Below are 12,674 nucleotides of genomic sequence, written 5' to 3'. Positions count from 1 at the left end.
CCGCGGCGGAGCCGCTAATAGATTCAGCCCCGCGTCCCTTTTTGTAGGTTGGCATGCATGACGTCGGCCGTAAGTGTGCGTGGGCTCTGGAAGCGGTTCGGGCAGCAGATTGCCGTTGCCGGGATTGATCTCGAACTGCCCGCCGGGAAGTTCATCGGGCTTGTCGGGCCCAATGGGGCCGGGAAGACCACCACCCTCTCCATGATCACCGGGCTGCTGCGGCCCGACCAAGGGTCCGTCTCCGTCGTCGGGCACGACGTCTGGCGGGACCCCGTCGAGGTCAAGGCCCGGATCGGGGTCCTCCCGGAAGGGCTCCGGCTCTTCGAGCGGCTCTCCGGGCGTGAACTCCTCGGCTACTCCGGGCGGTTGCGGGGGCTGCCCGGGACCGAGGTCGACAAGCGGGCCGCGCAGCTGCTCGACGTCCTCGACCTCGCCGGAGCACAGCACAAGCTGGTGGTCGACTACTCGACCGGTATGCGCAAGAAGATCGGACTCGCGGCCGCGCTCCTCCACAACCCCGAAGTCCTCTTCCTGGACGAACCGTTCGAGGGCGTCGACCCGGTGTCCGCCCAGACCATCCGCGGGGTGCTGGAGCGCTACACCGCCTCCGGCGCCACCGTCGTCTTCTCCTCCCATGTCATGGAGCTCGTCGAGTCGCTGTGCGACTGGGTGGCCGTCATGGCCGCCGGGCGCATCCGGGCCCAGGGCACGCTCGCCGAGGTGCGCGGCGAGGCGCCCTCGCTCCAGCAGGCGTTCCTGGAGCTGGTCGGGGCGCGCGGGCGGGACGCCGGGTCCGATCTGGACTGGCTGGGCGGCGGGGCGGCACGATGAGTGCCGACGTCACCGCGGTCGTCGTACGGCTGAAGCTGTCGCTGCTCAGGAACGGGCTGCGGCAGTCCGGTGGGCGGCGGGCCGCGTACCTCGTGTCGGCCGTCGTCACGCTGCTGTTCGCGGCGCTGCAACTGCTCGGGCTGATCGCGTTGCGGGGCAACGCCCACGCCGTGTCCGTGGCGGTGCTGCTGGTCGCGGTGCTGGCCGTCGGGTGGGCGGTGATGCCGCTGTTCTTCCCCGGCGGGGACGAGACACTCGATCCGACGCGGCTGGTGATGCTGCCGCTGCGGCCCCGGCCGCTGGTGCGGGCGCTGCTCGCGGCCTCGCTGGTGGGGATCGGGCCGGTGTTCACGCTGTGCCTGCTGATCGGTTGCGCGGTGTCCGTGGCGCACGGCTCGGCGGCGTACGTCGTCGCGGTCGTCGGGGTGGTGCTGGCGCTGCTGGTGTGCGTGGCGCTCGCGCGGGCCGTGGCCGTCGCCAACATCCGGCTGCTGACCAGCCGCAAGGGGCGGGACCTGGCCGTGCTGAGCGGGCTCGTGATCGCGATCGGGGCGCAGCTGGCCAACTTCGGTGTGCAGCGACTGGGTTCGAGCGGTCTGGCGCAGCTGGACCCGGCCGGGGACGTGCTGCGCTGGGTGCCGCCGGCGTCCGCGATCGGGGCGGTGGACTCGGCGAGTTCGGGGTCGTACGGCGTCGCGGTCGCCCAACTCGCCCTGAGCTTCGGTGCGCTGGTGGCGCTGATCGCCCTCTGGTCGCGGCATCTGACGCGGCTGATGATCGCGCCGGACGGCTCCACGCTCCAGGCCGCCACCGAGTCGGCCGCCCGTGAGCGGACGTCGACGGGGCTCGGGCGGCTGCTGCCGGGCGGGCGGACGGGCACCGTGGTCGAGCGCAGCCTGCGCTACATCTGGCGCGACCCGAAGACGAAGGCCGCATGGGTCACCTCGCTCGCGATCGGGCTGATCGTCCCTGTCTTCAACGCCCTTCAGGGCACCGGCTCGATCTACTTCGCGTGCTTCGCCGCGGGGATGCTCGGCATCCAGATGTACAACCAGTTCGGGCAGGACACCTCCGCGTTCTGGATGGTGGCGACGACCATCTCCTCGCCCCGGGACGCGTACGTCGAGCTGCGCGGCCGCGCCCTGGCGCTGCTGGTGATCACCCTGCCGTACGCGACGCTCGTGACCGTCGTGACGACGGCGATGCTCGGCGACTGGGCCAGGCTGCCGGAGGCGCTCGGGCTGTCCTTCGCCCTGCTGGGCGCGATGCTGGCGACGGGTGCCTGGACCTCGGCCCGCTTCCCGTACTCCATCCCGCAGGAGGGCTACAAGAACGTGGCCCCGGGGCAGACCGGGCTCGCCTGGATCTCGATCTTCGGCGGCATGATCGCCGCCGCGCTGTTGTGCGCCCCGGTCATCACGCTGACGATCTGGCTGAACGTGGTGCGCGACGGCGACCGGTGGAGCTGGGTGCTGCTGCCGGTGGGGGCGCTGTACGGGGCGGCGATCACGCTGGCGGGGCTGCGGCTGGCGGCACCGCGCACGGCGGCCCGGCTGCCGGAGATCCTGGCGGCGGTGAGCAGGGGCTGACGGCTGACCGGGATGCCGGAGTCGGTGAAGCAGGGGCTGACGCTGACCGGGATGCCGGCTGCGGTGGACAGGCGCTGCCGGCTGGCCGGCATGCCGGACTCGGTGAAGCAGGGGCTGACGCTGACCGGGATGCCGGCGACGGTGGACAGGCGCTGACGGTTACCGCTCTCCGAACAGGCCCTCGATGAAGGGCTCTACGGCTGCCCGCCAGGCGTCCGGCTGGTCGTAGTGCACCAGATGGCCGGCGTCGGCGACCTCGGCATACTCCCCCCGCGGCAGTACCCGCACCATCTCCTGCGCCTCCGCCCGCCCCAGCTCGCCGTCGAGACCGCGGACGACCAGCGCGGGGCACTGGACCTGCGCCAGTTCCTCCCAGTGCGCGTCGAACACCCAGGTCTCCCGGGACTTCAGCATCTGCTCGGGTTCGAAGACGGGCCGCCAGCCGTCCGGTGACTCGGCCATCACCTCGGCGTAGAACTCGCCGCGGGCGGGGTTCGGGCGCTCCACCCAGGGGTCGTCCTCGCCGAACCACTTGCGGACGTCGGCCAGGGTGGCGAAGGGGAGGGGCCAGGACTTGAACCAGTCGGCCCACTCCCGCTGCGAGGCCGCTCCGAGGGCGGAGGCCCGCATGTCGCAGATGATCACGCCGGAGACCAGGTCGGGCCGTTTCGCGGCGAGCTGCCAGGCGGTCAGGGCACCCATGGCGTGGCCGATGAGGACGGCCGGGCCGAGGCCGAGCTGTTCGAGGGCCGCCTCGGCGTCCTCGACGTAGGCCTCGCGGGTGAAGGAGGCCTGCGGGGGCTTGTCGCTGCGGCCGTGGCCGCGCTGGTCGAGGGCGACGGCCCGGTGGCGCTCGGACAGCCAGCGGGCGGTGGCGGCCCAGTGGGAGGCGCGGCCCATGAGGCCGTGCAGTAACAGCACGCCGGGTGAGCGGTCGAGGGCGCCTTGGACGGTCCGCTGCCCGGCCCGCCGGCCGGCGGCGCCGTCCTGCTCCCGCACCCCCAGCTCCGTCGGCTCCGCCGCCTGGTCGGGCTTGGGAGGGTCGCCGAACTCCCAGGCGGCAAGGCGTACGCCGCCCGCTCCGGTCACGTCGATGCGCCGCGCCATTGGTCCTGGCACCCCCCTAGCTCCGCTCGGACCGCTTGCTCCCGCTCAGCCGGCCGGTCCTGTGAACCATCTCTGCCTTGTCCTGCCTGACGTGCTCGCTGTCGCGCCGCCGCCTCTCCCTGAAGCGCATGTTCCGCCCCGGGTGTCACCCCCCGCAGTTCACCCCAAGGCTATCGAATGCCTATTCGAAAATGCGTCCTCTGCCGCCAACACCCCTCATTCGAGTGACCTCACTCAAGGATTGATCGTCGCGACCGAGGGGAGATCTTCTGCGGGAGGCGGACCGCTCGGGGAAATCGGTCCGAGGGGAATGACCCTGAGAGCTCGGGGCTCCGGGTCAGCACAGGGGAGGACAGGCCCCGGCGCCGCATGGCGCCGGGGCCCTCCATATGTCTGCGGCACACCATCCCGGCCCCCTCAGGTCATATGCCTCACGCGACAGCCTTGCACGCGGGGCGTCGCAGCGCTGCGATTCGGCGCACTGAATCTTCGAATCGGCCACACCGCGCCGCCACATCGGCGGCCTCCCCCGGGACGCCACAACTGTCCCTACGGCCACCGCAGTTGGAAAACCCCCAGGACGACCGGCCGGTCAGCGCTTGGCGACGAACACATGCGAGGCGACGTCCGCCGCCAGCTCGGCCGCCTCGCCGCCGCTGCCCACCAGCACCCCGCCGGCCGACTCCGTCACGCTCACCACCGAGCCGGGCTGCACACCCGCCCGCCGCAGCGTGTACATCAGCTGCGCGTCTGTCTGGATCGGCTCGCCGATGCGGCGCACCACGACCGTCTTGCCCTCGCCGCCCGGGTCCAGGTCGGCCAGCGACACCATGCCTTCGTCGAGGAAGGGATCGGCGCCGTCCTTCTCGCCGAGCTCCTCCAGACCGGGGATCGGGTTGCCGTAGGGCGACTCGGTGGGGTGACGGAGCAGCTCCAGGACGCGGCGCTCGACGGCCTCGCTCATCACGTGCTCCCAGCGACAGGCCTCGGCGTGGACCTGCTCCCACTCCAGGCCGATCACGTCGACCAGGAGACACTCCGCGAGGCGGTGCTTGCGCATCACGCGCGTCGCCAGCCGGCGGCCCTCGTCGGTCAGCTCCAGATGCCGGTCGCTCGCCACGGACACCAGGCCGTCCCGCTCCATCCGCGCCACCGTCTGGGAGACGGTCGGCCCGCTCTGGTCGAGCCGCTCGGCGATCCGGGCGCGCATGGGGACCACGCCTTCCTCCTCGAGCTCGAGGATGGTGCGGAGATACATCTCCGTGGTGTCGATCAGTCCGGACATACGTGCCCCTCGATTAGCTCTGCCGGAAGCGCGACCACTCCGCGGCGCGTGCGCTGGCCCTGACCCCAATTCTGACGCATAGCACTGACAACCGTGCCGCGCCGGTGAAACGAGCTGGTTTCGCGGGCACGGGGACCGGCGCGGCACGCCCTCGCGGGGGCGTCGGCACGGCCGTATTGACACCGCACTGGTCCAGACCGCACGGTGATCCGCGACACAGCCAACCCGAAGGGGTTCGTATGAGCGACGGCACGCCCGCCGACCGGTTCCTCGACGCCGCCATCGGCCTGCTGCAGCGGGTCCGCGACGAGGAGGCCGAGCCCATCGCCGCGGCCGGCACGCTCCTCGCCGACACGGTCGCCGCGGGGGGCCGGCTGTTCGCCTTCGGCGCCGGGCACTCCTCGCTCGCCGCGCAGGACGTCGTCTACCGGGCCGGTGGCCTCGCGCTGATGAACCTCCTCGCGGCGCCCGGGATGGTGGGCGTGGACGTCATGCCGGCCACGCTCGGCTCCGCCCTGGAGCGCGTCGACGGCCTCGCGAGCACCGTCCTGGACTGCTCCCCGCTCCGCGCGGGCGACGCCCTCGTGATCATCTCCCTCTCCGGTCGCAACGCGATGCCGGTGGAGATGGCGATGACCGCCCGCGCGCGCGGGGTGAAGGTCATCGGCGTGACGTCGGTGGCGTACGCCGCCGAGACCCGCTCCCGGCACTCCTCCGGCACCTACCTCAAGGACCACTGCGACGTCGTCCTCGACTCCAAGATCGCCATCGGCGACGCGGAACTCACCCTCGACACGGTCCCGGCCCCCTTCGCCCCCGCCTCGACGGTGGTGACGTCCGCCCTGATGCAGGCCATGGTGGCGACGGCGGCGACGTCCCTTGCGGAACGGGGCGTGGAGCCGCCGATGCTCCGGTCGGGGAACGTGGACGGGGGGCTGGAGTGGAACGAGCGGGTGTTCGACGAGTACGGGGACCGGATCTTCTACCGACGCTGACCCGTCACCCGTCGCCGCCGCTCATCCCCGCAACGCCCCCGCCAGATCCAGCGCCGCGGCGATCCGCATCGCCACGTCCTCCGCATGGGCCGCGTCGGACCGCTCGAACGCACTCCGTCCGGCCCCTCGCAGAAACGTCACAGCGCCCAGCGTCCGCCCCCGGCTCCGCAGTACCGCGCACAGCGCGTGCACCGCGTCCGGCGGCCACTGCCGGGCCAGCGCCCACTCCCGCGCCCGCTCCGCCGGCACCGAGCCCACGCTCGCCCGCACCGGCCCGACCCGCTCCACGCACTGCAACGCCGGATGCCCCTCCGCGTACCGCACCGGCAACCCGGCCTGCCCGGTCAGCAGGCTCGGCCCCGGCGCCCCGGAGGGGGTCCCGGCGACCCGGACCAGTCGTACCGGAACGTCCGAGTCCCCGTCGGCGAGCGAGCCGTCCCCCGCCACCCGGTCGATCAGCGCGTGGTCGGCGAAGCCGGCGAGCGCGAAGTCCAGGTGGATCGTCGCCGCCTCCGCCGGGTCCTCGCACTCGGCGGCCGCGCGGGCCGCGCGATGCAGCTGGTTGCTCCGGAAGCGCAGCAGGGACGCCTCCTGTTCGGCCTGCTTGGCCACGGTGACGTCGTTGAACAGCCAGCCCACGCCCAGCGGCACCGGCTCCTCGGCGAGCGGCGAGGCCAGCCGCACGAACCCGCACCGCCAGCAGCGCCGCTGCTCGCCCTCCGGCGTCCGCACGCTCACCCAGATCTCGGCCGGAGCGGGCGGCGCGCCCTCCGCCAGCACATGCGTGAGCGCGCTCTCCAGCTCCTCCACGCCCTGGGCGAGCAGCTCGCCCAGGGGCCGCCCCAGCACGGCCGTACGGCCGATGCCCAGGGCCCGCGCCGCGTGCGCGTTCACCACCGCGGGCCGCAGATCCGCGTCGACCAGCACGACACCCCAGCTGGCGTCCTCGAACAACGCCTCGCTCAGCGCGATCGACCGCTCCAGATCGATCTGCGCGTGCACCTCGCTGAACGCGCAGTACACCCCGGCGGGCTTGCCGTCCGGACCGTGCACGGCCGCCGACTGGGTCCGTACGAGGACCCGTCCGCCCTCCTTGGTCAGCAGCGCGAACTCGTGCACCTGCCGCCCGGGGGCCTGCATGGCGGACATCAGCCGCCCCTCGACCTCCTCGGCGTCGGCCTCCCGTACGGCCCACCCGGCGAAGCCGTGCCGCCCCACGGCCTCGGCCGCGGACCAGCCCAGAATCCGCTCCGCCTCGCGGTTCCAGTGGGTGACGACGCCGTCCGCGTCGAAGGCGCACAGCGCCGCGTCCATGCCGTCGAGCAGGGCGGCGAGCAGGTCCGCGCCGTCCCGGTCGGGCTGGTCGGGCTGCTCGGGCTCGTCCGGCCCCAGCTCGTCGGTGGTCCCACTACGCCTGGAAGCACTCACCTGGACCCCCTGCAGGCTGCGTCCGTACGTACGGCACGTCGGTTCGCTCACTTGCAATCATCTAACTGGAACGTGACGCAGCACACACCGAGTTCCCACAAGTTGGGGGAATCGTTGTACGCCGCTCCTGTCTCTGCGGGTGTTCCGGTGCGCCTAGGCCAGCCGGAGATCGACCCATTCGTCGTTCTCGCCGTCGAGCACATACCGCTCGACCTCGACGAATCCCTGTTTCCCGGCGAAGCGCAGACCGTCCTCGTTGACGGCCAGCACACACGTCTCGATCACCTTCGCGCCCAGCCCGCGCGCGTGGGCGAGCCCGTTCTCGTACAGCGCCGTCCCGTATCCCCGTCTCCGGTACGCGGGCAGCACGCGCGCGATGACGGTCGCCACCGCGTCCTCGCCCTCCGGCGGGCGTACGGTGGAGCAGCCGACGAGGACGTCACCGACGTACGCGTTCTCCAGGCGGTAGCGCGTACCGCGCTCGCGCACCGCGTCGAGGCTCAGCGGGTCGGCCGGGATGATCACGTTGTGGACGTACCGCCACTGTTCGAGCATGGCGTCGCCGACGGCACGCTCCAGCCGGACTGTCGGAAGATCAGACACGTCCTCCACCTCCCCGCCGCGCGTACACCTCAATCTCGATCTTCATACGAGGATCGGCGAGCCCGCACATCATCATCGTCGCCGCCGGCCGCACCTGCCCGAACACCCGCCGCAGCACCGGCCAGCACGGCTCGAAGTCCTCACGGTCGGGCAGCAGATACCGGACCCGGACGACGTCCTCGAAACCGCTCCCGGCCTCCGCCAGGGCCGCCCCGATGTTCCGCAGGCACTGCTCGGCCTGCTCGACGACGTCGTCGGAGATGGTCATGGTCGCGTAGTCGTAGCCGGTCGTCCCCGAGACGTGCACCCAGTCGCCGTCGACCACGGCACGGGCGTACCCGATCTGCTCCTCGAACACCGAACCACTGAGAATCGCGCGTCGCTCCGTCATCTGCGAAACCGTAGGTGAGCTGCGGTTACGCGTCCAGGGTGAGATGGTCCCGCGCGGCCTTGCGGAAGGACGTCACCAGGCGGTTGCGGTCGTCCGCGCGGGTGGCGACGACGACATGGCTGGGCTCGATGCCCTCCAGCGGGACCATGGTGAGGTCGGGCCGCAGGACCCGTCCCACGGACTGCGCGGCGACCGCCAACGACTCCCCGGCCGCGACGAGTTCGAACTTGTCCTCGACCGCCTCGATGAGCGGCCCGTCCGGCGCCGGGCGCCCGTCCGGACGCGGCTCGAACCGCCAGAACGCGCTGCGCACCGGGTCCGCCGTACGCGGCAGCCGCTCGTCGGCGATGTCGTCCAGCGTGACGGCCTCCTTGCCGGCCAGCCGGTGGTCCAGCGGCACGATCAGCACGCGCGGCTCGTCGTAGAGGACCGTCACCCGCAGCCCCTCGGTGCGGAACGGCAGCCGCGTCACCACCGCGTCGACCCGGTGCTCGAGCAGGGCGTGATGGACGTCGTCCCAGGCCAGATGGACGGTCAGCACCTCGGCGTCCGAATGCCGGTGCCGTACCGCCCGGACCGCCGGGGTGACGATGATCCCCGACGTGAAACCGACCGTCATCCGATGCGGCTGAGCGGCGGCACGCGCGCGTACGGCCGCCTGAGCCGCCGCACGCAGCAACGCCTTCGCCTCCGCCAGGAAGACCTCCCCCGCCTCCGTCAGCCGCGTCCCCTGCGGCGTCCGGTCCAGCAGCCGCGCCCCCAACTCCCGCTCCAGCCGCTGCACCTGGCGGCTCAGCGAGGGCTGGGTGATGTGCAGGGCGTCGGCGGCCCGCCCGAAGTGGCGGTGCTCGGCGACGACGGTGAAGTACCGGACGAGTCGGAGATCGAGGTCCACGGCGCCGGGGATCGGCTGGGAGCCGGAGTCGAAGTCGGCCATACAACGAGCCTAGCTGCGGTGATGCCCAGATCGCATTGCCGTATACGAAACAGGCTTTGGACGCGGGACCCTGCTGTTCCCGAGGCTGGAGGCATCCCGCATTCCCGAATTCCATCCCTCTGGGGGTCATCAGCATGCGTGTGTTCGTCACCGGCGCCAGCGGCTTCGTGGGCAGCGCCGTCGTACGTGAACTCATGGGCGCCGGACACGAAGTGATCGGCCTGGCCCGCTCCGACAACTCCGCGGCGGCGCTGCGGGCGGCGGGCGCGCAGGTGCACCGCGGCGACCTGGACGACCTCGACAGCCTGCGCCGGGGAGCGGAGGCGGCCGACGGTGTCATCCACACCGCCTTCAAGCACGACTTCTCGGACATCGCCGCCTCCGGCGTGATCGACCTGCACGCCATCGAGGCGATGGGGTCGGTGCTGGAAGGCACCGGCAAGCCCTTCGTCAATACATCGGCGTTCCTGGTCGAGCCCGGCATCCACGCCACCGAGGAGGACGCCGCCCACCCCGACTCCGTGGCGCCGTTCCGTGTCCCCTCCGAGGAGGCCACCCTCGCCCTCGCCGACCGCGGCGTACGCGCCTCGGTCCTCCGCCTGCCCCCGTCCGTGCACGGCCGCGACGACGGCGCCTTCGTCCCCAAGCTCATCGACATCGCCCGCGACAAGGGCGTCTCCGCGACGATCGACGCCGGCACCAACCTCTGGCCCGCCGTCCACCGCCTCGACGCGGCCCGCCTCTACCGCCTGGCCCTGGAGAAGGCCGACGCGGGCACCCGCATCCACGCGATCGACGACGAGGGCGTCCCCCTCCACGCCATCGCGACCGCGATAGGCCAGGGCCTGGGCGTACCGGTGGCCCAGGTACCGCGGGCCGAGGCCCCCGCCCACTTCGGCTGGTTCGCCCACTTCATCGCCCTCGACCTCCGGGCCTCCAGCGCCCTGACCCGGCAGCGCCTGGGCTGGAAGCCGGAGCAGCCCGACCTGCTCGCGGACCTGGCGGAGGGGCACTACTTCGAGGAGGGGCGCCGGAGCATCCTCTGACGGCCCCGAAGGCCGCGGGCCTCTGAGGGCTCGGCGGGGTGACTGTCAGACCCGGTCGCGCGCTCGTATCAGTGGCGGCCCTCGGCTGTCAGGCCCGCGCGGAAGTCCATGAAGCTGTCCGCGGCCCGAACGTCCCGCCGCCTCCCCCGACACACCTGGAGGGGAGCTAAGTAGCAGCAAGATCGGCTGCACGCTTGAAGAATGCGTCAAATTCTCATGTATGGGCTACTTCCGAAGAAGCGATCCATCAAAGCGGATCCCAACGACTAGCTTCAGCTGCAACTTCAGAAGGGAGGTCACTCGCTCCCCCGGCCATGGCGCCGTCGAGTGACCAGCCCCAGTCATCACGATCCAAGGATCAGGGAGGTGCCCCGATGACTACGTTTCCTGTAGGTGAGCAGACCCACCAGGCTGTGCTTCCTCAGCAGCCTGCTCTGGAATCCGTGGGAGCAGACACCCCTGGGAGCAGGGACGAAACGGCGCACGGACATCCCGCAACCGCGCGGGGCACCGGCAGGGAACATGGGCGAGGGGAGACCGACGGGCAGAGCACCAGGGCCCGACGGCGTCACGCCAAGAGCGCCACTGCGGTGGCGAGGGAGGCAGAGAACGGGAGCGGTGACGCTCCCACGCACAATCCGTCGTCCTACGAGGGTGGGGTCGGCGCGAGCAGAGTATTCGTGCTCTCCAAAGACGGACAGCCCCTCATGCCCTGCCACCCCGCCCGCGCCCGCGAGCTCCTCGGCAAGGGACGAGCCGTCGTCGCACGCCAAGTCCCCTTCGCCATCCGCTGCAAGGACCGCACACGAGCCGAATCAGCCGTCGACGGCGTCCAGTTGCGCATCGACCCCGGCTCCAAAGGCACCGGCTTCGCCCTCACCGACGAGAAGAAGGAAACCGGCAGCAAGGGGACCGCCGTCACCATCCGACGCGGACTCATCTCCGTCGAGCTCCAGCACCGCGGCGACCAGATCCACGACGGCATGCAACGACGCGCCGGATACCGACACCGACGGCGATCGGCCAACTGCCGCTACCGGAAACCCCGTTCTGACAACCGCACCAGACCAACAGGCTGGATGCCCCCGTCAGTGCGCCACCGCGTCGACACCACCTTCTCCCTCGCGAACCGACTGTGCCGCTACGCGCCCGTCACCGAAATCCACGTGGAGCTGGTCTCCTTCGACACCCACTCCATGAGCGCCGGCCGCCCCCTCAGAGGAGCCGAATTCGCACAAGGCACACTGGCTGGGACCACCGCTCGCGACTACTTGCGCGCCAGATGGAACAACGCCTGCGCCTACTGCGACGCCACCGACGTTCCCCTGAACATCGAGCACCTCAGGCCTCGCAGCCGAGGAGGCACGAACCGGATCACTAACCTCGTCCTCGCCTGCACCCCCTGCAACTCCGCCAAAGGCAGCAGCCCCATCGAGGTGTTCCTCGCCCACCGACCTGAGCGACTCGCGCGAGTCCTCCGCCAGCTCAAGCCACCCCTCCGCGACGCCGCCGCTATGAACACGACCCGATGGCTGCTCACGGAGGCACTCAACGACCTTGGCATCCCCACCCATACCTCGACTGGTCAGGCCACCAAGGGAATCCGGACCGCCATGGGGCTGGCCAAGACCCACACTTTGGACGCCCTGTCCGTCGGACAACTGGATCACGAGGCCGGAGAAGTGATCGTGCGATACCCGGAGAAGGTCCTCGTCGCCAAGGCCACCGGACGCGGATCGTACGCACGCACCACACCGGACCGGTCCGGATTCCCGCGTCTGCGGCGAACCCGTGCCAAGCAACACTTCGGATACATCACCGGGGATCTCGTACGAGCCACCGTTCCGACTGGAAAACGGGCAGGCAGCTGGACCGGTCGCATCTCGGTTCGGGCCAGGGGCCAGCACAGCCTCCAGACGCCTACGGGCAGGCTCAACGTGTCCCACAGGAATCTGGCGCTTCTGCAACGGGGCGACGGATACGGCTACAGCGTCCGGTCGGAATCCGCTCCGCCGACATCTCGAAAAACCGGTTGATCGGTGGCCGACCGGTTCCTAGGCTGTGCCCCACGTGGGAAAGGAGGTGATCGGGTAAATGAGTGAAACCCGGACGCGCGAGGTGGCTGCGGGCTAGCGGCCCGTCACCACATTCAGTGCGGTGCCGGACCAGTGCGCGACAGATGCGTGCAGCCGGCCCAATCCCAAACAGTCACCCGACCCGTGAGCTCGCCGGTACGTCCGGCCGGCTCCCCCGCTGAGGCGGGGGGACCCGAGCTCGCGGGTCGTCTGCTTGTCCGCGGCTTCTTCCCGCCCGCAGGTTTTCCGGGAGTGACCTGCGACACCCGCGATTCTTGCGGTACGCAGTACTCTGACCGCATGCTTTCGCTCGTTCGACGCCGCCACGTGGACTACGTCCGCGTCACGAGCATGGGCTGTCGACGCTCCGTCTGAGCCTCCAGCCCC

12 protein-coding genes are annotated in these 12,674 nt (G+C 71.1%); 6 read left to right on the top strand and 6 right to left on the bottom strand.

Annotated elements, in window-relative coordinates:
* The first annotated feature begins 57 nt into the window (after positions 1–57).
* Genes ACFUO4_RS28315 through ACFUO4_RS28305 form a run of 3 tightly spaced genes read left to right on the top strand, consistent with a single transcriptional unit; the run spans position 58 to position 2,576 of the window.
* Positions 58–831: an ABC transporter ATP-binding protein gene (locus ACFUO4_RS28315; RefSeq protein WP_383490124.1), complete on the top strand. Its 774-nt coding sequence runs from the start codon at positions 58–60 to the stop codon at positions 829–831.
* On the top strand, positions 828–2,420 hold the full coding sequence (locus tag ACFUO4_RS28310; RefSeq protein ID WP_383490121.1) for a transporter: 1,593 nt from the start codon (positions 828–830) through the stop codon (positions 2,418–2,420). The genes ACFUO4_RS28315 and ACFUO4_RS28310 overlap by 4 nt, the downstream gene beginning before the upstream one ends.
* Before the next feature lie 24 nt (positions 2,421–2,444).
* Positions 2,445–2,576, top strand: coding sequence for a hypothetical protein (locus ACFUO4_RS28305; protein WP_383490118.1), 132 nt, complete (start codon positions 2,445–2,447; stop codon positions 2,574–2,576).
* Positions 2,577–2,579: 3 nt separating this feature from the next.
* Here ACFUO4_RS28305 and ACFUO4_RS28300 read toward each other — a convergent pair whose 3' ends face one another.
* Positions 2,580–3,527: an alpha/beta fold hydrolase gene (locus tag ACFUO4_RS28300; RefSeq protein ID WP_079310508.1), complete on the bottom strand. Its 948-nt coding sequence runs from the start codon at positions 3,525–3,527 to the stop codon at positions 2,580–2,582.
* A gap of 592 nt (positions 3,528–4,119) precedes the next feature.
* On the bottom strand, positions 4,120–4,812 hold the full coding sequence (locus ACFUO4_RS28295) for a metal-dependent transcriptional regulator (RefSeq protein WP_059195917.1): 693 nt from the start codon (positions 4,810–4,812) through the stop codon (positions 4,120–4,122).
* Between the two features lie 239 nt (positions 4,813–5,051).
* Between ACFUO4_RS28295 and ACFUO4_RS28290 the strand changes: the two genes are divergently transcribed.
* Positions 5,052–5,807, top strand: a complete 756-nt coding sequence (locus ACFUO4_RS28290; protein WP_079310509.1) for an SIS domain-containing protein — start codon at positions 5,052–5,054, stop codon at positions 5,805–5,807.
* Between the two features lie 21 nt (positions 5,808–5,828).
* On the opposite strand, the gene ACFUO4_RS28285 is transcribed toward ACFUO4_RS28290, so the two are convergent.
* The 4 genes from ACFUO4_RS28285 to ACFUO4_RS28270 form a co-directional block, all read right to left on the bottom strand.
* Complete coding sequence (locus ACFUO4_RS28285) at positions 5,829–7,235, bottom strand: PAS domain-containing protein (protein ID WP_383490113.1); 1,407 nt, start codon at positions 7,233–7,235, stop codon at positions 5,829–5,831.
* A 153-nt stretch (positions 7,236–7,388) separates the two neighbouring features.
* Positions 7,389–7,790, bottom strand: coding sequence for a GNAT family N-acetyltransferase (locus ACFUO4_RS28280; protein WP_079310524.1), 402 nt, complete (start codon positions 7,788–7,790; stop codon positions 7,389–7,391).
* Between the two features lie 40 nt (positions 7,791–7,830).
* A complete protein-coding gene (locus tag ACFUO4_RS28275) occupies positions 7,831–8,229 on the bottom strand; it encodes a RidA family protein (RefSeq protein WP_079310510.1) in 399 nt (132 codons plus the stop codon).
* A gap of 25 nt (positions 8,230–8,254) precedes the next feature.
* Positions 8,255–9,166 (bottom strand): LysR family transcriptional regulator, encoded by a 912-nt coding sequence (locus tag ACFUO4_RS28270; RefSeq protein ID WP_383490110.1) that lies wholly within the window; start codon positions 9,164–9,166, stop codon positions 8,255–8,257.
* 134 nt (positions 9,167–9,300) lie between these two features.
* Here ACFUO4_RS28270 and ACFUO4_RS28265 point away from each other — a divergent pair, with 134 nt between their 5' ends.
* The gene (locus ACFUO4_RS28265) at positions 9,301–10,212 is read left to right on the top strand and encodes an SDR family oxidoreductase (RefSeq protein WP_383490107.1); all 912 of its coding nucleotides are present in this window, start codon (positions 9,301–9,303) and stop codon (positions 10,210–10,212) included.
* A gap of 680 nt (positions 10,213–10,892) precedes the next feature.
* Positions 10,893–12,248 carry an RNA-guided endonuclease IscB gene (gene iscB, locus ACFUO4_RS28260; protein ID WP_383490104.1) on the top strand — a complete coding sequence of 452 codons (1,356 nt, stop codon included), beginning with the start codon at positions 10,893–10,895 and terminating at the stop codon, positions 12,246–12,248.
* The last annotated feature ends 426 nt before the right edge of the window (positions 12,249–12,674 follow it).

The sequence above is a fragment of the Streptomyces sp. NPDC057280 genome (assembly GCF_042668605.1).
Classification (GTDB): Bacteria; Actinomycetota; Actinomycetes; order Streptomycetales; family Streptomycetaceae; genus Streptomyces.
The sequence above is the reverse complement of the archived record's forward strand: the minus strand, read 5'-3'. Positions and strand labels throughout refer to the sequence as shown.

Bases quoted from the DNA above. Each gene is read 5' to 3' on its own strand.
- ACFUO4_RS28315 (WP_383490124.1), top strand. From the start codon at position 58: ATGACGTCGGCCGTAAGTGTGCGTGGGCTCTGGAAGCGGTTCGGGCAG.
- ACFUO4_RS28310 (WP_383490121.1), top strand. From the start codon at position 828: ATGAGTGCCGACGTCACCGCGGTCGTCGTACGGCTGAAGCTGTCGCTG.
- ACFUO4_RS28300 (WP_079310508.1), bottom strand. From the start codon at position 3,527: ATGGCGCGGCGCATCGACGTGACCGGAGCGGGCGGCGTACGCCTTGCC.
- ACFUO4_RS28295 (WP_059195917.1), bottom strand. From the start codon at position 4,812: ATGTCCGGACTGATCGACACCACGGAGATGTATCTCCGCACCATCCTC.
- ACFUO4_RS28290 (WP_079310509.1), top strand. From the start codon at position 5,052: ATGAGCGACGGCACGCCCGCCGACCGGTTCCTCGACGCCGCCATCGGC.
- ACFUO4_RS28280 (WP_079310524.1), bottom strand. From the start codon at position 7,790: ATGCTCGAACAGTGGCGGTACGTCCACAACGTGATCATCCCGGCCGAC.
- ACFUO4_RS28275 (WP_079310510.1), bottom strand. From the start codon at position 8,229: ATGACGGAGCGACGCGCGATTCTCAGTGGTTCGGTGTTCGAGGAGCAG.
- ACFUO4_RS28270 (WP_383490110.1), bottom strand. From the start codon at position 9,166: ATGGCCGACTTCGACTCCGGCTCCCAGCCGATCCCCGGCGCCGTGGAC.
- ACFUO4_RS28265 (WP_383490107.1), top strand. From the start codon at position 9,301: ATGCGTGTGTTCGTCACCGGCGCCAGCGGCTTCGTGGGCAGCGCCGTC.